This is a genomic window from Aeromonas sp. 159 (assembly GCF_963862045.1).
Classification (GTDB): domain Bacteria; phylum Pseudomonadota; class Gammaproteobacteria; order Enterobacterales; family Aeromonadaceae; genus Aeromonas; species Aeromonas veronii.
In genome coordinates this window covers 19,960-39,476 of sequence record NZ_CAWLMI010000018.1, presented here as the reverse complement: position 1 = coordinate 39,476, position 19,517 = coordinate 19,960, and the positions used below count along the sequence as shown (strand labels likewise).

General features: G+C 60.4%; 18 protein-coding genes. 15 read left to right on the top strand and 3 right to left on the bottom strand.

All coding sequences use genetic code 11. From position 1 onward, the window contains the following. Positions 1 to 62 precede the first annotated feature (62 nt). The 7 genes from yjbD to AACR14_RS03805 all read left to right on the top strand — a co-directional run bounded on the left by yjbD (position 63) and on the right by AACR14_RS03805 (position 6,715). On the top strand, positions 63 to 347 hold the full coding sequence (yjbD, locus tag AACR14_RS03835) for a DUF3811 domain-containing protein (protein WP_005340165.1): 285 nt from the start codon (positions 63 to 65) through the stop codon (positions 345 to 347). A gap of 592 nt (positions 348 to 939) precedes the next feature. Continuing rightward, on the top strand, positions 940 to 1,152 hold the full coding sequence (cspE, locus tag AACR14_RS03830) for a transcription antiterminator/RNA stability regulator CspE (protein ID WP_005316548.1): 213 nt from the start codon (positions 940 to 942) through the stop codon (positions 1,150 to 1,152). Between the two features lie 305 nt (positions 1,153 to 1,457). Continuing rightward, positions 1,458 to 2,816 (top strand): NCS2 family permease, encoded by a 1,359-nt coding sequence (locus tag AACR14_RS03825; RefSeq protein WP_019445188.1) that lies wholly within the window; start codon positions 1,458 to 1,460, stop codon positions 2,814 to 2,816. Between the two features lie 238 nt (positions 2,817 to 3,054). Next, positions 3,055 to 4,125: a dihydroxyacetone kinase subunit DhaK gene (dhaK, locus tag AACR14_RS03820; protein WP_019445187.1), complete on the top strand. Its 1,071-nt coding sequence runs from the start codon at positions 3,055 to 3,057 to the stop codon at positions 4,123 to 4,125. Positions 4,126 to 4,140: 15 nt separating this feature from the next. Next, positions 4,141 to 4,770 (top strand): dihydroxyacetone kinase subunit DhaL, encoded by a 630-nt coding sequence (gene dhaL, locus AACR14_RS03815; protein ID WP_019445186.1) that lies wholly within the window; start codon positions 4,141 to 4,143, stop codon positions 4,768 to 4,770. 1 nt (position 4,771) lies between these two features. Further along, a complete protein-coding gene (gene dhaM / locus AACR14_RS03810; protein WP_019445185.1) occupies positions 4,772 to 5,488 on the top strand; it encodes a dihydroxyacetone kinase phosphoryl donor subunit DhaM in 717 nt (238 codons plus the stop codon). Positions 5,489 to 5,632: 144 nt separating this feature from the next. Then, complete coding sequence (locus AACR14_RS03805; protein WP_019445184.1) at positions 5,633 to 6,715, top strand: glycerol dehydrogenase; 1,083 nt, start codon at positions 5,633 to 5,635, stop codon at positions 6,713 to 6,715. Between the two features lie 95 nt (positions 6,716 to 6,810). Here the strand turns inward: AACR14_RS03805 and dhaR are convergent, their stop codons facing one another. Then, a complete protein-coding gene (gene dhaR / locus AACR14_RS03800) occupies positions 6,811 to 8,712 on the bottom strand; it encodes a dihydroxyacetone kinase operon transcriptional regulator DhaR (RefSeq protein ID WP_026034914.1) in 1,902 nt (633 codons plus the stop codon). A gap of 575 nt (positions 8,713 to 9,287) precedes the next feature. On the opposite strand from dhaR, the gene AACR14_RS03795 reads away from it, so the two are divergent. Both AACR14_RS03795 and AACR14_RS03790 read left to right on the top strand, forming a co-directional pair. Next, positions 9,288 to 9,542 carry a hypothetical protein gene (locus AACR14_RS03795; RefSeq protein WP_019445182.1) on the top strand — a complete coding sequence of 85 codons (255 nt, stop codon included), beginning with the start codon at positions 9,288 to 9,290 and terminating at the stop codon, positions 9,540 to 9,542. 98 nt (positions 9,543 to 9,640) lie between these two features. After that, on the top strand, positions 9,641 to 9,988 hold the full coding sequence (locus AACR14_RS03790) for a DUF7674 family protein (RefSeq protein ID WP_019445181.1): 348 nt from the start codon (positions 9,641 to 9,643) through the stop codon (positions 9,986 to 9,988). 380 nt (positions 9,989 to 10,368) lie between these two features. Here AACR14_RS03790 and ydiK read toward each other — a convergent pair whose 3' ends face one another. After that, positions 10,369 to 11,454, bottom strand: a complete 1,086-nt coding sequence (gene ydiK / locus AACR14_RS03785) for an AI-2E family transporter YdiK (RefSeq protein WP_005356525.1) — start codon at positions 11,452 to 11,454, stop codon at positions 10,369 to 10,371. Further along, the gene (locus tag AACR14_RS03780) at positions 11,451 to 12,839 is read right to left on the bottom strand and encodes a bifunctional NUDIX hydrolase/phosphatase PAP2 family protein (protein WP_019445180.1); all 1,389 of its coding nucleotides are present in this window, start codon (positions 12,837 to 12,839) and stop codon (positions 11,451 to 11,453) included. Before AACR14_RS03780 ends, ydiK begins: the two co-directional genes overlap by 4 nt. Before the next feature lie 185 nt (positions 12,840 to 13,024). Between AACR14_RS03780 and AACR14_RS03775 the strand changes: the two genes are divergently transcribed. The 6 genes from AACR14_RS03775 to AACR14_RS03750 all read left to right on the top strand — a co-directional run bounded on the left by AACR14_RS03775 (position 13,025) and on the right by AACR14_RS03750 (position 19,492). Beyond that, positions 13,025 to 13,405, top strand: a complete 381-nt coding sequence (locus AACR14_RS03775) for a hypothetical protein (protein WP_005340143.1) — start codon at positions 13,025 to 13,027, stop codon at positions 13,403 to 13,405. Positions 13,406 to 13,661: 256 nt separating this feature from the next. After that, a complete protein-coding gene (hslR, locus tag AACR14_RS03770) occupies positions 13,662 to 14,060 on the top strand; it encodes a ribosome-associated heat shock protein Hsp15 (RefSeq protein ID WP_005340141.1) in 399 nt (132 codons plus the stop codon). A 77-nt stretch (positions 14,061 to 14,137) separates the two neighbouring features. Continuing rightward, complete coding sequence (hslO, locus tag AACR14_RS03765) at positions 14,138 to 15,022, top strand: Hsp33 family molecular chaperone HslO (protein WP_019445177.1); 885 nt, start codon at positions 14,138 to 14,140, stop codon at positions 15,020 to 15,022. Positions 15,023 to 15,171: 149 nt separating this feature from the next. Next, the gene (gene pckA / locus AACR14_RS03760) at positions 15,172 to 16,797 is read left to right on the top strand and encodes a phosphoenolpyruvate carboxykinase (ATP) (protein WP_005340139.1); all 1,626 of its coding nucleotides are present in this window, start codon (positions 15,172 to 15,174) and stop codon (positions 16,795 to 16,797) included. Positions 16,798 to 16,990: 193 nt separating this feature from the next. Then, entirely contained in the window at positions 16,991 to 17,656 is a 666-nt protein-coding gene (locus AACR14_RS03755) for a GntR family transcriptional regulator (protein ID WP_019445176.1), read from the top strand. A gap of 33 nt (positions 17,657 to 17,689) precedes the next feature. Beyond that, entirely contained in the window at positions 17,690 to 19,492 is a 1,803-nt protein-coding gene (locus AACR14_RS03750) for an aminopeptidase P family protein (RefSeq protein ID WP_019445175.1), read from the top strand. The last annotated feature ends 25 nt before the right edge of the window (positions 19,493 to 19,517 follow it).

Below are 19,517 nucleotides of genomic sequence, written 5' to 3'. Positions count from 1 at the left end.
CATAAGAAGTGATCGGCACAACTGTGTTAGGGTGTCTAACCACCCTGCCGCAGGAGCGCGCCGTGAAAAAGCTGGAAATGAAAGATCTGACCGAGGCCGAAAAAGCCGAGATAGCCTTGTTATTGCAAAAGGCACAAGCCAATGCAGACCACCAGCTGACCAACGGAGAGCGGAACAAGATCCGCGAAGAGGGTCGCCTGAAAATTGTGGCCGACCGCGCCGAAGCGGCCAAGGCAGCCTCCAAGCTGGCTCGCGAGAAAGCCAAAGAGCGCGCCAAGAATCAGGTACTGCCGGAAACCTTCAGCTGGATTGATTCGGTCAGCAACAAGTTTCGCAGCAAGCGCTGATCCCTTCTTGCAAAACGCCCGCTGGCACTTGTGCCTGCGGGCGTTTGCATGTCTGGGCGATGCTCGATGCGCCAGATTTGGCGCTGCCATTGATTTGCCGCTCAGAAGCTAATCGCAGCAGCAAAGAAGTGATTTACATTGTGAGTTAGAGAGAACGCTCACTGACAATCCCATCTATCGCCACCTTTTCATTTTTTCTCATATTTTTTGCCAGACTGGCTACATAGTCAGGACAAAAAAGCCGAATCCGGTTTGCTACAGGGTGATATGAGTCTGCACTGCTTTTTCTATGCCGTTGAAATGCATCATGTTTACTATAAAAAATGATATTTTTGGCTGTTACAAAACATTAATATCGAGATAAAGTTTGCTTTAAAAATGAGAGCGTGTTTTAATCTTTCTCGATGGTTCGGCAGTTCAGACCTGATTATGTTAGGCAGTCATTTTAGTAAAGCAGTGATTAGCATAAGCGTTATCCTCGGATAACTCTTATCAAATAATTCTCCTTCTTTAGTGCTCCCCATACGTATTGCTGACGAAAAATCAAAAATTGCCATTTAGGTGGCATTCAACACTATTTAAGGAAATTATTATGTCTAACAAAATGACTGGTACCGTTAAGTTCTTCAACGCTGAGAAAGGTTTTGGTTTCATCTCCCCGGCTGACGGCAGCAAAGACGTGTTCGTACACTTCTCCGCTATCCAGTCCACCAGCTTCAAAACTCTGGACGAAGGTCAGCGCGTTGAGTTCACCATCGAGCAAGGTCAGAAAGGCCCGGCTGCTGCCAACGTAGTTGGTCTGTAATTCAAGCCAGAGCATGCTGCTGATGGCTCATGCCAACTGCTGACAGCTCTGCAAGAATTTAAAAAAACCCGCTTAGGCGGGTTTTTTGTTTTTCCCCGCTTTTTCCTCACAGATCTCCCCTCCCCCGACCGCTTGATCCCTCCCTTACACGCTCTCACCGCTTGAGTCTTAGAATGAGCTCCGAATGGACTCAAAATGTAGAATAGTGACGAAAAAGTCAGGCTATCCGCTGTATTTGCCGCGAATTCTTGCTATTTTGCGCGCCACCAACGCAAACGATTTCCTTCACACTTTCAGGATTAGTTATGGCAAAGCAAGATATGGCCGCCCAAACAGGGACTGGCGGCTTTCTGGACTCTTATTTTTCCATTTCTGCGCGCGGCAGCAGCGTGCGTCAGGAGCTGGTCGCGGGGTTGACCACCTTCCTGGCGATGGTCTACAGCATCATAGTGGTGCCTAACATGCTGGGTGCTGCCGGCTTTGAGCAGGGCCCGGTGTTTGTTGCCACCTGCTTGATCGCCGCCTTCGGCTCCCTGCTGATGGGCCTGTGGGCCAAGCTGCCGATGGCTATCGGTTGCGCCATCTCTCTGACCGCATTTACCGCATTCAGCTTGGTGCTGGGTCAGGGACTGAGCATTCCGGTCGCCCTGGGCGCCATCTTCCTGATGGGGGTGCTGTTTACCCTGATCAGCGTCACCGGCGTGCGCCAGTGGATCCTGGATAACCTCCCCTCCGGCATCGCTCACGGCACCGGCATCGGTATCGGTCTGTTCCTGCTGCTGATCGCCACCAACGGCGTCGGCATGGTGATTAAGAACGAAGGGGCCGGTCTGCCGGTGCAACTGGGTGAAGTAACCTCCTTCCCGGTCATCATGACGGTGTTGGGTCTGGCTGCCATCTTCGGTCTGGAGCGCCGCAAGGTGCCGGGCGGCATCCTGATGGTGATCATCGCCATCTCCATCCTCGGCCTTATCTTCGACCCCAAAGTGACCTGGCAGGGCTTCTTCGCCATGCCGAGCCTGACTGGCGAGAAGGGCTCGCTGGTAGGCAGCATGGATCTGCTGGGCGCCCTCAATCCGGTGGTCATTCCGACCGTACTGGCACTGGTGATGACAGCCGTGTTTGACGCCACCGGCACCATCCGTGCCGTGGCCGGTCAGGCGGGCCTCATCAACGAGCGTGGCCATATCATCAGCGGCGGCAAGGCCCTGACTGCCGACTCCGTCAGCAGCATGGTGGCAGGCGCCGTCGGTGGCGCTCCGGCTGCCGTCTACATCGAGTCTGCCGCAGGCACCGCAGCTGGCGGCAAGACCGGTCTGACCGCCGCGCTGGTCGGCGTGCTGTTCCTGCTGATGATCTTCCTCTCCCCGCTGAGCTATCTGGTACCGGCTTACGCCACCGCACCGGCCCTGATGTACGTCGGTCTGCTGATGCTGGGCAACGTCACCAAGCTGGACTTCAGCGACTCGGTCGATGCGCTCTCCGGCATGCTGTGCGCCGTCTTTATCGTGCTCACCTGCAACATCGTGACCGGCATCATGCTGGGCTTCGTAGCGCTGGTCATCGGTCGTCTGTTCGCTGCCGAGTGGAAGAAGCTGAACGTCGGCACCGTCATCATCGCCGTGGCGCTGGTGGTCTTCTACGCCGGTGGCTGGGCCATCTAACCCGTCTACATATTCCGGTTATAGCGAAGGGCCCTGCGGGGCCCTTTTTCATGGCTGTGAGTCAGCTAACAGTTTCCCGCTCGCTTGCCCTGCGCCGTTTCAGATTGAAACATCCATCACCCTCCTGCTGTTTCAAATCCGAACCAAACCGACCGTCATTTTTATCCCTTTTTCTGTCGTTAGACTGGCTCCATCAACCATTTGCCCACCCGAGCGGTGGCAAGCCAAGGAGTGAGCCATGAAGAAACTGATCAATGCCGTCGATGCCGTGGTCCGTGAACAACTGATGGGGATGGCAGCCGCCCACCCCGAGCTCAAGGTACGTATCGAACCCCACTACATCACCCGCGCCGACTCCCCCGTGATGGGCAAGGTGGCGCTGGTCTCCGGCGGTGGCAGCGGCCACGAGCCGATGCACGGCGGTCTGGTGGGCAAAGGGATGCTGGATGGCGCCTGCCCCGGCGAGATTTTTACTTCCCCGACCCCGGATCAGATGTACGAGTGCGGTCAGGCCGTTGATGGCGGCGCAGGCGTGCTGTTTCTGGTGAAGAACTACACCGGCGACGTACTCAACTTCGAGACCGCGGTCGAGCTGCTGCATGGCGATGGTGTAAAAGTGGGCTTCGCCCTGATCGATGACGACGTGGCAGTCAAAGACAGCCTCTACACCGCCGGTCGCCGTGGCGTTGCCACGACCGTGCTGTGCGAGAAGCTGGTCGGTGCCGCCGCCGAGGCGGGCTACGATCTGGCGCGCTGCGAGGCGTTGGCCCGTCGCATCAACAACCAGAGCCGCACCATAGGCGTGGCCATGCATGCCTGCACCGTGCCTGCCGCTGGCAAGCCCTTCTTCACTCTGGCGGACAACGAGCTGGAGTTCGGCGTCGGTATCCACGGCGAACCGGGCATCGAGCGCCGCCCCTTCACCGACCTCAATACCCTGGTGGACGACATGTTCAGCGAGCTTGCTGACAATACCCCCTATGGCCGCACCCTGCGTCACTGGGATCGCACCAGCGGCAGCTGGCAGGAAGAGCACACCTTTATCGAACCGCTGAATGCGGGCGATCGGGTTATCGCGCTGGTCAACAGCCTGGGTGGTACCCCCATCTCCGAGCTCTATGGCGTCTATGGTCGCCTTGCCACCCTTTGCGAAGAGGCGGGCATCCATCTGGTGCGCAACCTGATCGGCCCCTACTGCACCTCCCTCGACATGACCGGCATCTCCATCACCCTGCTCAAGGTGGATGACGAGCTGATGACCCTGTGGGATGCCCCCGTTCACACCCCCGCCCTACGTCGCGGCTGCTAAGGAGTGCCGATAGCCATGCTAAGCAAACACCAAATCGTCAACTGGCTGCTCGACTGCGAACACATCTTTACCGAGCAGCGTGACTACCTCACCGCGCTGGATACCGACATCGGCGACGGCGACCACGGCCTCAATATGCAGCGCGGCTTTACCAAGGTGGCCGAGAAGCTGCCGGCAGTGGCGGACAAGGACATCGGGCAGGTGCTGAAAACCACCGGCATGACCCTGCTCTCCTCGGTCGGCGGCGCCAGCGGACCGCTCTACGGCACCTTCTTTATCCGGGCCGCGGCCAGCAGCGATGCCTGCCAGAGCCTGAGCCTCAGCCAGCTGTGCAAAATGCTGAGTGACGGGGTGGAGGGGATCGTCTCCCGCGGCCGTGCCGAGCCGGGCGACAAGACAATGTGCGACGCCTGGTGGCCGGCACTGGCCGCCCTGCAACAGGCGCAGCAGCAAGAGCTGCCCCTCAACGAAGCGCTGGACAAGGCGGTGGCAGCCGCTGCGGCCGGTACCGAGGCGACCATCCAGATGCAGGCCCGCAAGGGGCGCGCCAGCTATCTTGGCGAGCGCAGCATCGGCCATCAGGATGCAGGGGCCACCTCGACCCTGCTGCTGCTGACCGCCCTGCGTGACAGAGCGAGGTTGTGACATGATCGGAATCGTAGTTGTCTCTCACAGCGCCATGCTGGCCGCCGGCTTGAAAGCGCTGGCCGACCAGCTCGGCAGCCCGGCCCGCCTGCTGCTGGCGGCTGGGGTCGATGACCCCGACCACCCCATCGGCACCGATGCCATCGCCGTGATGAGTGCGATTGAAGAGGCGGATGACGGCAGCGGCGTGCTGGTGCTGATGGACTTGGGCAGCGCCCTGCTGAGCGCCGAAACCGCCCTCGAACTGCTGCCCCCGGAGCTGAGCGCCCGGGTGCGGCTCTGCCCGGCCCCGCTGGTCGAAGGCACTCTGGCCGCCGTGGTGGCGGCCGGTTCCGGCCTGACGCTGGATGAGGTAGCCGCCGAGGCGCTCGGCGCGCTGGGCCCGAAACAGGCGATGCTGCCAGCCAGCGCAGCGCAGGCCGCCACCGAGACGGCCCCCGTTGCCGACGACGGCTGGCTGCGCTGCGAGGTGGTGGTGGATAACCCCCACGGCCTGCATGTGCGCCCCGCCGCCCGGCTGGTGGCCGCCCTCAAGCCCTTTGCCGCCGAACTCAAGCTGCAAAAGGGGGATAAAGAGGCCAATCCCCGCAGCCTGACCCGGCTCGCCATGCTCAACGTGCGTCAGGGCGACCAACTCACCCTGCTGGCACGCGGGGAGGATGCCAGCGCCGCACTGACCTGCTTCCAGCAGCTGGCCGACGAGCGCTTCGGCGACTGACGCCGCACACCACTGTTTCAAGGGCTGCACTCGCTCGCTGAGCCTGTGCAGCTTCATTCAAGACGAAGGAGTCCCCGGCACTGCCGCCCCTTCGCCCCTGTTAGTTTCAAAAGACGTCTTATGAACTAGAGAGAGGGATAGAATATGGACCGCATCATCATCAGCCCCAGCAAATACGTGCAAGGCAACGGGGCCCTCGCCAATATCGGCAACTACGTTAAAGCACTCGGTAGCAAGCCGCTTATTCTGGCCGACGCCTTCGTCACCAAGCTGGTAGGCGATACCGTGGCCACCAGCTTCCACGGCGCCGGTATCAAGCCGGAGTTCGACTGCTTCAACGGCGAGTGCTCCCGCCCCGAGATCGACCGTCTGCTGGCCCGCTGCAAGCTGACCCCGTTTGACGTCATCATCGGCATCGGCGGCGGCAAGACGCTGGATACCGCCAAGTCGGTCGCCTTCTACCAGAAGGTGCCGGTGGTCATAGTGCCGACCATCGCCTCCACCGATGCCCCCACCAGTGCGCTGGCGGTCATCTACACCCCGGAAGGGCAGTTCAGCGAATACCTGATGATCCCGACCAACCCCAACATGGTCATCATGGATACCGGCGTGGTCTCCCGCGCTCCGGTACGGCTGTTGGTCTCCGGCATGGGGGATGCGCTCTCCACCTACTTCGAGGCGCGCGCCAACAAGGTCTCCGGTTGCCAGACCATGGCCGGTGGTGCCTCGACGCTGGCGGCGCAGGCCATCGCCGAGCTCTGCTACAAGACCCTGCTGGCCGACGGTTACAAGGCCAAGCTGGCGGTGGAACAGGGGCTCTGCACCAAGGCGGTGGAGAACATCATCGAGGCCAACACCTACCTGAGCGGTATCGGCTTCGAGAGCAGCGGACTGGCCGCCGCCCACGCCATCCACAACGGCCTGACCCAGCTCGCCGAGTGTCACCACCTCTATCACGGTGAGAAAGTGGCATTCGGTACCCTGGTGCAGCTGGTGCTGGAGAATGCGCCGATGGCGGAGATCGAGACGGTGCTGGCGTTCTGCCGCTCGATCGGCCTGCCGACCAACCTGCATATGATGGGGGTCAAGGAGCTGGATATGGCGCGCCTGATGGAGGTGGCCAAAGCCTCCACAGCCGAGGGCGAGACCATCCACAACATGCCGTTCAAGGTCACCGCCGAGGATGTGCTGGCGGCTATCGTCACCGCCCACCAGCTTGGGCTGTAACTGCACCACAGCTGACCCTTCCATATAAAAACGGCCCCGCAACTGCGGGGCCTTTTCATTTTCTACGGGCCGGTTCGCAACAGCCTGAATAACTATCAGCCGTGATAGTCGGCGGGATCGATCTCGAGCAGCTTGAGCCGCCGCCACAGAGTAGTGCGACTGATGCCAAGATGTTGGGCCATCTGGCTCACCTGCCCCTTGCTGGCATGGGCGCAGCGCAAGATGGCTTGTCGCTCCAGCTCCGCCAGGGTGAGCAGCGGTTGCCCCACCACCTCGTCCGCCACCTGCTGATAGCCGTGCCGAATGGCTGCGGGCAGCGCCTCGGGCGGGATCGGCCCCTGACCGGCGTGAAGCAGCGCATGCTCGACCGCGCTGCGCAGCTCCCCCAGATTACCGGGCCAGGGATAGGCGAGCAGACAGTCCAGAGCCGCCGGACTGAACTGGCGCACCGGCTCGCGCCCCTGCGCCGTCAGCTGCTGGCTGATCAGGCCCGGCAGATCGGCCGCGCGCTCCCGCAATCCCGGCAGCCACAGCTCGCACGCCTGCAAGGCATAGAGCAGCTGGCGGCCAAACAATCCCTCCTGCACCAGCTGCTCCAACGGGGCGCTGCTGGTGGCGATAATCCGCACCTTGAGCGGCAGGATGCGGGCCGAATCAAAGCGCTGGATGCGACCGGTCTTGAGCAGTTGCAGCAGCGCCGCCTGCATAGGAGCAGAGAGGCACTCCACCTGCTCCAGTACCAAGGTGCCGCCGTGGGCCAGCTCGAACTTGCCCGCCCGCTCCTGCCCCGCCTCGTCGGAGCCCATCAGCTCCAGCGCCATTCGCTCGCTCGGCAGCGCCTTGCAGTTGAGGGTAATAAGGGGCCCGGCGGCCCGTTCGCTGCCAAAGTGGATCGCCTCCGCCAGCTGGGCCTTGCCCACCTCCTCCTCGCCGCGCAGCAGGATCGGCCCCTGACTCTGGGCCGCCTGCCGGGCATAGCGCAGCAGCTTGCGCATGGCGCTCGACTCCCCCACCAGCGCCGACAGCTCGGGCACCGTCTGGCGCAGCTGATGAATGGCCCGCAGCCGATCGACCGGGTGCAGCAAGGCGATAAAGCTGACCCCCTCCGGCCCCGGCAACGGCTTGAGGCTCACCAGCGCATTGATAAACTCCCCCTCCTGCGCACCAAGCCGCTCCAGCGTCACCTCCACATGGCTGAGCGGCGTCTGCCCCCTGATGGCCAGCTGCAACCGCTGGGGTAGCAGCAGGTGCTGCTCCAGCGGCTGACCAAGACAGAGCGCGGGATCGAGCCACAGCCGGTGGGCCGCCAGCGCGTTGAGGTAGCGCAAGCGGCCCTGCGGATCCCAGGCCAGCACGCCGTCATCCATACCGTCGAGCAGGGCATAAAGTTCGCTCAGGTGATGCTGGGACTCCTGCATCAGGGTCTCCATCTGCAGCAGATGGGCCAGCTCGCGCCCGGCGCTGACGGTGAGCGCCAGATCGCCGGCGCTCGCCTCCTCCACCTTGCAGATCAAGGCGATGATGGCGACCTGACGGCCATTGCTGTTGTAGACCGGACTGGCGCAGCTGTGCCAAGGATGGAGGGTCTGGTTGAAGTGCTGGGCACCGCTGACGCAGAGCGGCACGCCCTCCAGCGCCGCCAGATTGATGGCATTGGTGCCGATGCGCCCCTCGCTGAAAAAGGCGCCGGGGCCAAACCCCAGCACCGCCAGCTCGCGCAGGGTGTCGGGGTGGCCGGTCTGGGCCAGCAGGCAGCCGCTCTCGTCGGTGAGCAGCAGAGCGCAGGGGCGCCCCTCCATAAATTCGTAGAGATCTTCGAGGGCCATCTCGCCGGTGGTGAGCAGGTCGCGCTTGCGCTGGCGCAGGCTCTGCAAGGTCTGCCCCTTGGCGCTGTGGGGCGGATGCCAGAGGGTGGCACTGGTCTGGTGGGCGCAGCGCAGCCAGGATGCCTGCAGATAGTCAGGCCTGGGCTGCAATGGCTGAAGGTCAGATGGCATGGTCACAGCAATATCCGGCAAGATGTGAGCCGACCATTTAACCACGCCAGCGCCCCCGATTCAGTGACCTACCTCAGAGGGTGGCAAGCCCGCTCTGCTCTTGGTCGGGTTCGCCTCCGAATCTGACGACAAGGTCGTCGCCAGTGGTGGAATTCGCTGCATCACCCTGCACCAGCCAGCCTGACCCTCATCTACCCACTGATAACCCGGGGTGTTGCCACGCCCCAGGTTATTTATTCATGCCATTTCTGTTAACCACGGGCCCCTGATCCGCCACCGTTCCGCATATTGGCCAGCAATACCATATGGGGTATCACCGCGATCACACTCCCTAGTTATTCAAAAAGTTGAAACTGGGTGGCGCTTTCCATGGGCGCTCCTTAAGTGTATTTTTGCTCGGCAGTAAAAAGCAGGGCCAAAAGACAACGCAAAGCGAATGCGCTTAGCACCAAAGAATGGTTGGTGATATCTTGATTTAAAGTAAATTTTTCTGGGTATGTCAGCGTTATATAGAGCAATCTCTTAACGGATTCGTATCGCCTTTTATCTCAACAGTGCTAGGTGGCAAGGAAATCATGAACATCGAACTTATCGCTGCACCGCTAAAGAAGATCCTCGAGGCGGAACTGGCATTGGGAAACTCCATTCAAGAAGTTTCAGATTGGCAGCCTAAATGTCAGTTACTTATTGTTCTCAAACGGTCTTTCAATCGGCGATATGAACTGGAAAAGTATGTGGAATTTGCCGAACTCGATATTAGCCATTACTGGAAGGCTGAATACCGCTACCGAGACGGCTTACAATGCTTGGCTTGTTTGGGCAATGGCTAGTATGCCGTGACGGACAATACGGATGTCTTTTTTGCAGCAGGGCTAACTTTCTGCTGTGTTCTAAATTGCCGCAGAGCGCGGCATTAGATGGTACTTGAATGATCAACCGCAACGAAATGATGGGACCTTTGCTGACTGTTTGCCCTAGGGTAAAGCCGCTGTGGTCCGCTTTTCTCGAAGATTGGCGGGATGATGGTGTAGCTCTTCCTCTTTATTTATTTTTTGGCGACATCGCACGGCTGGTCTCCTCGCTCTATCAGGAGGGTTGTGAAAATGAGCTTCGTGATATCTTTTCTGTTATCGAACGTTGGTGTACAGAGGGCGACGACTATGTTAGAGAAGCGACACGCGTCGGAATACTCGAGGACCTGCAAAATACGAATCTAATGGGGCCCGCCCCCCCTAATGCGTTAATTCGATTTCTGGGCCCCCAATCCTCTATGTAATGGCACGCACTAGAGCAATTTTGGGGTAATGTGAGTGAAATCAGCCCGTAGACTCGATTAGCTATCAGGCGTAATCGGACGTTCGCGTAAATCTATTTCCCCGCAATAACGGCCATCCATATTTCCCCTCTGCCAGATGCCGCTGATTCACGGATAAAACCAGAACAGCGGCATCTCGATCGTCCGATTACGCTTCGCTAATCGAACCTACATGAGACGGTCATATGTGGGATATGGAGGCTGGCGCGGATCAGCCAATCTGACACGATCGCCATAATCATAATCACCACAAATAAAAGAGCCGCCCTTATGGGCGGCTCCTGGCATCAGCGATGGATGGCTGAATCGTCTTGTTACCAAATCGTCTTTTTACTGAATCGTTATTGGGCTTTGGGCGCTTCAACCGCAGCGGTCGCCGGTTGGTCATCTTCCTTGATCCAGGCATCCAGCAGGGTGTAGCCCACCGCCAGCACCACGGGGCCGATAAACAGACCGATGATCCCCATGGTCAGCAAGCCACCGATTACCCCCACCAGAATGAGGATGAGCGGCAAGTCGGCGCCCCGCTTGATCAGGAAGGGGCGCAGGAAGTTGTCCATGGTGCCCGCAATCAGTGACCACACCAGCAGGAAGGTGCCCCAGGTAGTGTCGCCGCTCCAGTAGAGGTAGCCGATACAGGCCAGCAGCACCGGGAAGGGGCCGATCTGGGCGACGATCAGCAGGAACATCACCACCACCAGCACCATGGCGTAGGGGATACCGGCAATCAGCAGGCCGACACCGGCTACCGAGGATTGCACCAGCGCAGTCACCACCACCCCCATCGCCACGGCACGGATCGCCTGTGAAGCGAGCACGGTGGCATTGTCACCACGCTGACCCGCCAGCCGGTGGGCAAAGCGGCGAATGCCGGTCGCCACCACTTCACCCGAGTGATAGAGCACACCGCAGATACCGACCGTCAGCAGGAAGTGAACGAACAGCAAGCCAAGATTACCGGCCTGAGAGGCCAGCCAGCGGGCGGTCTGACCGAAATAGGGGGCCAGCTTGGCAAACAGCACCTGACCACCGCTCGCCAGAATTTGCTGCCAGAAGTCATAGAGCTTGTCGCCCACCAGCGGGATCTGTTGCAGCCAGAGCAGCTCCGGCGGCGGTGACTGGCTGATATGGGTACCCAGCTCGATCAGCATGGGGGCCTTCTCAGCCACATTGGCCAGCGTCATAAAGAGCGGGATAACGAACATCAGCAGCAGCACCAGCGTCATAAAGAGGGCCGCCAGGGTGCGCTTGCCCCACAACAGGCGCTGCACCATCAACATCAGCGGCCAGGTGGCGATGGTGATCATGGTGGCCCACACCAGCGCAGGCAGGAAGGGCTGCAACACCAGGAAACAGGAGATAATCAGGATGCTGAGAAACAGCACCCCCAGGGTTATCTTGGCCAAATCCACTTTTTTCACATTCATAGAGTTCCCTTGTCAGAGCCGTTGCCCTTGGGTCGTGTGTCGCATTTCAAGAAAGAGAGTATCCACCAGAGGCCAGCGCTCAACCAGAGCCCCAGCCCGAAAAAGAGCACAAACTGACCAAGCAGTATGGCCAGCGAACTGCTGGTCAGCAGCGGCAGCGCCCAGAGCCCCGCCCCTATCGCCGCGCCCCCCGCCAACGTGACCGCGCCGGTCACAATGGGGGGATAACCGCCGCGAGTCAGGGTAAGCAAACCGCCAACCCAGAGCCCGAGGGCCGCCATGCCGATCCCGGCCAGATGGGCCGACTGGGTCAGCCCCCCGAGCGCCAGCGCAGATGCAATCAGCAGCAGCCAAGCCGCCGACTGCCTGTCGGCACGCCAGCAGGGACGAACCGCCAGCAGCAAGGTGCCGATCAGCAACCCCGCCGCCACATCGGAGATAAAGTGCACCCCGAGCCAGACCCGCGCCAGACCTGTGGTCAGCGCCAGCAGCAAGGCCAGCGAATAGGCCAGCCCCCGCCGGGCAGGCCAGAGCCAGCCAAGCAGCGCCCCCCAGAACAGCAGGGCCGAGGCGGTGTGACCGCTCGGCATGCCAAAGCCTTGCGCACTCTGGGTTGCCAGTTCAGGTTGCAGATGGAAGGGGCGCGGCCAGCCGATCCCCTCCTTGCTTGCCTGCACCAGCAAGCCGAGCCAGAGCATGGCGAACAGCAACTGGCGCAGCCGCGGCCATCCCAGCAGCGGGAGCAGCAAAGGTATCAGGGCAAGCTGAAAGCCGCCTGAACCAAACAGATTGCTGACCGACAGCCACCAGACATCGGGCCCCAGCCACTGCTGCAGCCGCAGCATCAGCGGGATCTCGACCTGATGCAGCGCATTGCCCTGCATCACGAAATCGGCCTGCCAGTGCACCTCGCTCTCGGGCACCTTATCCAGTCGGGATTGCAGCCAGTCGAGCTGATCCGGGAAGCGGCGCTGCTCGCGGGGCAGCTTGTCCACCGCGATCAGCCTGGCATTGAGTATCTCCCCGCCCAGATTGGGGGCCTTCAGCAGCGAGACAAAATCGGAATCTTGCTGGGCGACAATCGGTTCCAGAGTGCGACAAGCGAAGATAACCGCCCGCTGCCAGCGACCCAGCTCCTGCACCACCTCCCCCTGCAAGCCGGTCTCCTCAAAGAGTTCGCGCAGCGCCGCCTGCTCGGGGCGCTCGCCGCCATCGATATAGCCACCGCTCAGGCTGTAGCGGGAGGAGATGCGATCCTGCACCAGCAGCAGTTGATCCTGATGGCGGATGGCGCAGGCGGCTGCCGAGGGAGCCGCCGGTTCGGCGCTCAGGGCTGGCAGAGCGGCACACAACGCCAGCAAGAGTAAAAAGAGGGTTCTCGACATCAATTTGCTTTCCCTATGCACAATGGCGACAAGCCTCCCAGAAATCAGATAGTTGGGCAACGGTAGCGGCCGGATCGCTGCCGTTCCCGCCGCGCAGGCGGTACACGGAAGATTGCGATGAAGCAGGGCACTCCCTACTATTGGCGGCTATCTTCAATTTCATGCAGCAAACGCTGGAGCCCTCCATGAGACAGTTCGGCTTTTTCCTCGGCATCGCCATCGGTGTCATTTTGATCCTGTTCGGCAGCATCGTCATCTTCCAGGCGCTTCCTGCCGCACTGGATGTACTGGAGATGCCAAGCCGCATCCCGTTCGTGCGCGAGGTTTACACCTGGCTGATGACCAGCGCCAACGGCCTGACCGCCCAGCTGGAGCAGAACTTCCTGGAAGCGTTCCAGACCGTGCTCAAGCTGATCCTGCTCATCACCTTCATGTGGGTCTGCGTCAAGCTGGTCAACATGGGGGTGCTGATTATCCGTGCCGGGGTTGACCTCATCCGTACCGCCATCGCCCACAGCGAAGGCCCCCACGACCAGAAGAAGCCGGATCAGCACGATCACTTCTGACTCTGACATGGTCAACGGATTTGAACGCTGCCGCCCCCAACCGGGGCGGCAGCTTTATATGCGCGGTATGAAGGCCCCTCCCTGCCCCCATTAGTACCCGATAAAGCAGCGGCTTTCCCTTGTGAATCAGCAAACTGCCCATATGTTGCATCACCTTGACATGGTTTGCGCCCCGCGCAGCGGCTGCCCGGTTTCTATCCCGACCCCGTGCTCTGGTATAATCGACCACCTCTTTTCCCCGTTATGGAGCCTGTTCATGCCCAATCATGCAGAAAGTGCCCTCGAGGTTCGTCTCGACAAGTGGTTGTGGGCGGCCCGTTTCTACAAGACCCGCTCCATTGCGCGGGATCAGATCGACGGGGGCAAGGTGCACTACAATGGTCAGCGCAGCAAACCGGGCAAACAGGTGGAAGTGGGTGCACTGATCCGCTTCTGGCAGGGGCAGGACGAACGCGAAGTGCGGGTGCTGGCCTTGAGCGAGCAGCGCAAATCGGCCCCGCTGGCCCAGCAGCTCTATGAAGAGACCGCCGAGAGCCTGAAAAAACGGGCCGAGAACAGCGAGGCGCGCCGCTTCAATAGCCAGTTTGCCCCCAGCCCCGAGCGCCGCCCCGACAAGCAGGAGCGACGCCAGTTGCTCAAGGTCAAACAGTACTGACCGACCCCGATTTGATACCGGGCTGGCATCAACCCCAGCCCGCCCGATTTACCTCACCGAAAAGCCAGGAATACATGATGAGCAACCAAGATCTGCTGTATCGCTATCTGTTTGAAGAGTACGAAGTGCGTGGCGAGCTGGTCCAGCTGGATCACACCTACCGCCACGTAGTGGAAGCCCAGAACTACCCGGTGCAGGTGCAAAAACTGCTGGGCGAGCTGCTGGTCGCCACCAGCCTGCTGACCGCCACCCTCAAGTTTGAAGGCTCCATCACGGTGCAACTGCAGGGCGATGGCCCGGTGCGTCTGGCCGTGATCAACGGTGACAACAACCAGCAGTTGCGCGGCGTGGCCCGCTATGAAGGCGAGCTGCCGAGCGATGGCAAGCTGCAGAGCCTGATTGGCAACGGCCAGCTGATCATCACCATCACCCCGGAGCAGGGCGAGCGCTATCAGGGCATCATCGCGCTGGACGCCGACACCCTGGCAGGCTGCCTGGAGCACTACTTCGCCCGCTCCGAACAGCTGGCCACCAAGCTGTGGATCCGCACCGGCTACCATGAAGGCGAACCGCGCGCTGCCGGCATCATGCTGCAGGAGCTGCCCGCCCAGAGCGAGGATCACAGCAACGATTTCGATCACCTGACCCAGCTCACCAGCACCATCAAGGATGAAGAGCTGTTCGGCCTGCAGGCAGAAGAGATCCTCTACCGTCTCTACCATCAGGACAAGGTGCGGGTGTTCGATCCGCAGGCGGTCGAGTTCCGCTGCACCTGCTCCCGCGAGCGCTGCGAAGGGGCCCTGTTGCAGATAGAAAAGGAAGAGGTCATGGAGATGGTGCAGGAGCTCGGCAAGATCGACATGCACTGTGATTATTGCGGCGCCCAGTACCAATTTAATGGGATCGATGTCGAAACCCTGTTCAGCAGGGCTCCCGGCAATGATGCAAACCAGTTACACTAATTAAAGGCGGGCAAAACCCGCCTTTAACTTTAATAACAAAAAAATACCCTATTTTATAAAGTTTGATGGCGATCGCTAAACTCTACCACCTAAGTGATAGGATGACCGTCAGATAGAACCCTACCAACCTCTGAACCCAGGAGAATACAATGACAATCGTGGCAGAACCCACCCTGGCCCAACAATTAGGACTGGACCAGTACGGCATCAAAAACAGCCAAGAAATCGTTCGCAACCCCTCTTACGAGCAGCTTTTCGCGGAAGAGACACGCCCTGACCTGGAAGGGTTCGAGCGCGGTGTGGTGACCGAGCTGGGCGCCGTCAACGTAAACACCGGTATCTTCACCGGTCGCTCCCCGAAAGATAAATATATCGTCAAAGATGCCACTACCCAGGATACTGTGTGGTGGTCTGACCAGGGTAAAAACGATAACAAAGCCATTACCCCGGAAGTGTGGTCACATCTGAAAGGGCTGGTCACCAAACAGCTCTCCGGCAAGCGCCTGTTTGTGGTCGACGGTTTCTGCGGTGCCAACCCGGATACCCGCCTGGCCGTGCGCATCATCACCGAGGTGGCCTGGCAGGCACACTTCGTGAAAAACATGTTCATCCGTCCGAGCGATGAAGAGCTGAAAACCTTCAAGCCTGACTTCGTGGTGATGAACGGTGCCAAGTGCACCAACCCGAACTGGAAGGAGCAGGGTCTCAACTCCGAGAACTTTGTTGCCTTCAACATGACCGAGAAGATGCAGCTCATCGGTGGCACCTGGTACGGTGGCGAGATGAAGAAGGGCATGTTCTCCATGATGAACTACTTCCTGCCCCTGCGCGGCATTGCCTCCATGCACTGCTCCGCCAACGTGGGTCAGGACGGCGACGTCGCCATCTTCTTTGGCCTCTCCGGCACCGGCAAGACCACCCTCTCCACCGATCCCAAGCGCCAGCTGATCGGCGATGACGAGCACGGCTGGGATGACCACGGCGTGTTCAACTTCGAAGGGGGCTGCTACGCCAAGACCATCAAGCTCTCCGAAGAGGCCGAGCCGGACATCTACCACGCCATCCGTCGCGATGCGCTGCTGGAGAACGTGACCGTTGCTGCCGATGGCACCATCGACTTCGATGATGGCTCCAAGACCGAGAACACCCGCGTCTCCTACCCGATCTATCACATCGACAACATCGTCAAGCCGGTCTCCAAGGCAGGTCACGCCACCAAGGTGATCTTCCTGACTGCCGATGCCTTCGGTGTGCTGCCTCCGGTCTCCAAACTGACCAAGGAGCAGACCAAGTACCACTTCCTGTCTGGCTTCACCGCCAAACTGGCCGGTACCGAGCGCGGCATCACAGAGCCGACTCCGACCTTCTCCTCCTGCTTCGGCGCAGCCTTCCTCTCCCTGCACCCGACCAAGTACGGTCAGGAGCTGGTGAAACGGATGGAAGCGGCAGGTGCAGAAGCCTATCTGGTCAACACAGGCTGGAACGGCACCGGCAAGCGCATCTCCATCAAGGATACCCGCGCCATCATCGATGCCATCCTGGATGGCTCCATCGAGAAGGCCGAGACCAAGGTGCTGCCGATCTTCAATCTGGAGATCCCGACCGCGCTACACGATGTGAACCCGGCGATCCTCGACCCGCGCGACACTTACGCCGACAAGGCCGAGTGGGATGCCAAGGCCGTCGATCTGGCAGGGCGCTTTATCAAGAACTTCGAGCGCTTCACCGATAACGACGAAGGCAAACGTCTGGTTGCGGCAGGCCCGCAGCTGTAACAGGCTCGCTTCGTATCAGTGACATCATGCCGGTCAGCCACGCTGATCGGCATTTTTGTTTTTGTGGAGCCTCGAACGCCGCCATCGGCCCCATTCAAGGGGCCAAAACCTTGCCTTTGCCCATTGTGACAGGTTAGATTCAGCCAAACTTTATACAATATACAATTCTGTAACGCCCAATCGTGACCCGACCATGACCCCACCCTACAAGACCCGAACCCAGATGGTGATGGAAAACCTCCGTGGCCGGATCCTCCGTGGGGAGTTCCCCGCTGGCGCCCCCTTGCGTCAGGATGCCATTGCCAAAGAGCTGGCCGTGAGCCGCATTCCGGTGCGCGAAGCCCTGATGCAGCTGGAAGCGCAGGGGCTGGTGAAGTTCGAAGCCCATCGCGGCGCCGTGGTCACCATGCTGGACGCCGCAGCCATCGACGAGCTCTTTTATTTGCGAGCGCTGCTGGAAGCCGATACCCTGTTTCACGCCGTCGACAAGATGACGGAAGCCACCTTCGCACAAGCGGAGGCGATCCTCGCCCAGTTTGATCACGCCCTGGAGTCAGGCACCCAGATCGAACATTGGGCCGAGTTGAACCACAGCTTTCACGCCACCCTCTATCAGGCAGCCGGTCGCCCCCAGGCACTTGAACTGATCGCCCAGATCAATCTGAGCTGTGACCGCTATGTCCGCTTCGAGCTGCTCTTTGCCAGCGATGGGGTGGACAAGGCGGAGCGTGAACACGCCCAATTGCTGGAACTGTGCCGCGCCCGGCGCAAGCACGAGGCGGTGGTGCTGCTCAGGCAGCATATCGAAGCGGCAGGTCAGTCGATCAAGCGGATCTTGGCCAGCGGCCATAAAAACTGAACACTCATATAGCAACCATCTGGCACTAACGACATGAATAATTTCGAGATAATTGAAACCCGCGTCGCCCAAGTCAGGGCCGAGCTGGCCATGCAGGAGTTGGACGCCTTTATCGTCCCCCACGATGATGAGCACCTCGGCGAGTACATCCCCGCCTATGCCGAGCGGCTTGACTGGATCACCGGTTTCAACGGCTCTGCAGGGGTCGCCATCATCATGGCCCAGCGGGCAGCCCTCTTTGTCGATGGTCGCTATACGGTGCAGGCGCGGATGCAAACTCCCGCCGAACTGTTCGAATTCCTCCACCTCATTGAAAATCCCCATGTACAGTGGCTGGCCGAGCAGCTGCCGTCAGGCTCCCGGGTTGGCTTTGATGCCCGCCTGCACAGCCTGACCTGGTACAAGAACGCCAAGGCCGTGCTGGCCGATCGCGGTATCGAGCTGATCCGTGTCGAGCAGAACCCCATCGACCTGAACTGGAGCGATCGCCCGGAGCCGACCAAGAGCCCGGTCATCCTCTACAGCGAGGAGCTGGCAGGCCAGTCCAGCCAGTCCAAACGTGAACAGCTGGCGGCCGACCTGCGCAAGCGCGGGTTGGATGCCGTACTGCTGACCCAGGCCGAGCCCATCAACTGGCTGCTCAACCTGCGCGGCCGCGATATCGACCGGCTGCCGGTGGTGCTGGGCTTTGCGGTGCTCTACGCCAACACCAGCATGGATTTCTTCGTCGATACCGACAAGATTGACTGCTTCGCCTTCACCCAACACGTTGGCCAAGATGTCTCCGTCTACCCCATCGACAAGCTGGGCGACGTGTTGCAGCGCATCGGTGAAGATCAGCAGAAGGTGCTGGCCGATCCGGACAGCGCCAACGCCTGGACCCAGCTCGTCATGGAAGAGGCGGGCGCCATTCTGGTGGCAGGACAAGACCCCACCATGCTGCCGAAAGCGTGCAAGAACGAGATCGAGCTGACCGGCATGCGTGCCGCTCACCTGCGTGATGGCGTGGCCATGACCCGCTTCCTCGCCTGGCTGGATCGGCTGGTCGCCACCGGCGAGTTCGAGGGGGTGGATGAAGGCACTCTGGCCGATCAGGTGGAAGCGTTCCGCCGCGAGCAGGAGCACTACGTCGAGCCGAGCTTCGATACCATCTCCGCGCTCGGCCCCAACGCCGCCATGTGCCACTACCACCACACCAACGGCACCCCGCGCGCGTTTGGCCAGGACAGCCTCTATCTGCTGGACTCCGGCGCCCAGTATATGGATGGCACCACCGACATCACCCGCACCATCAAGGTGGGTGAGGTGAGCGACGAGCAGAAAGCGATGTTTACCCGGGTACTGCAGGGCCATATCGCGCTGGATCAGGCCCGCTTCCCCCGCGGCACCGCCGGTATCCAGCTCGACGTGCTGGCCCGCATGCCGCTGTGGCAAGCCGGTTACAACTATGACCACGGCACCGGCCACGGCGTCGGCCACTTCCTGAGTGTCCACGAAGGGCCCCAGCGCATCGCGCCGAAAGGGAGCATGGTTGCCCTGCAACCGGGCATGGTGCTCTCCAACGAGCCGGGCTACTACCGCGAAGATGGCTTCGGCATCCGCTGCGAGAACCTGGTAGTCGTGACCGAGCTGGAACAGGTTGGCGAGCTGCCGATGCTGGGCTTCGAGCGGCTGACCTACGTGCCGTTCGATACCCGCCTGATCGATCGCAGCCTGCTGAGCCCGGCCGAATTCCGCTGGATCAACGAATACCATGTCGAGGTGTTCCGCCGCCTGAGCCCGCTGCTCGAGGGCGAGGATCTCGCCTGGCTGGAGCAGGCAACCAGCCTCATCTGATGACACAGGGCCTGCGGGCCCTGTT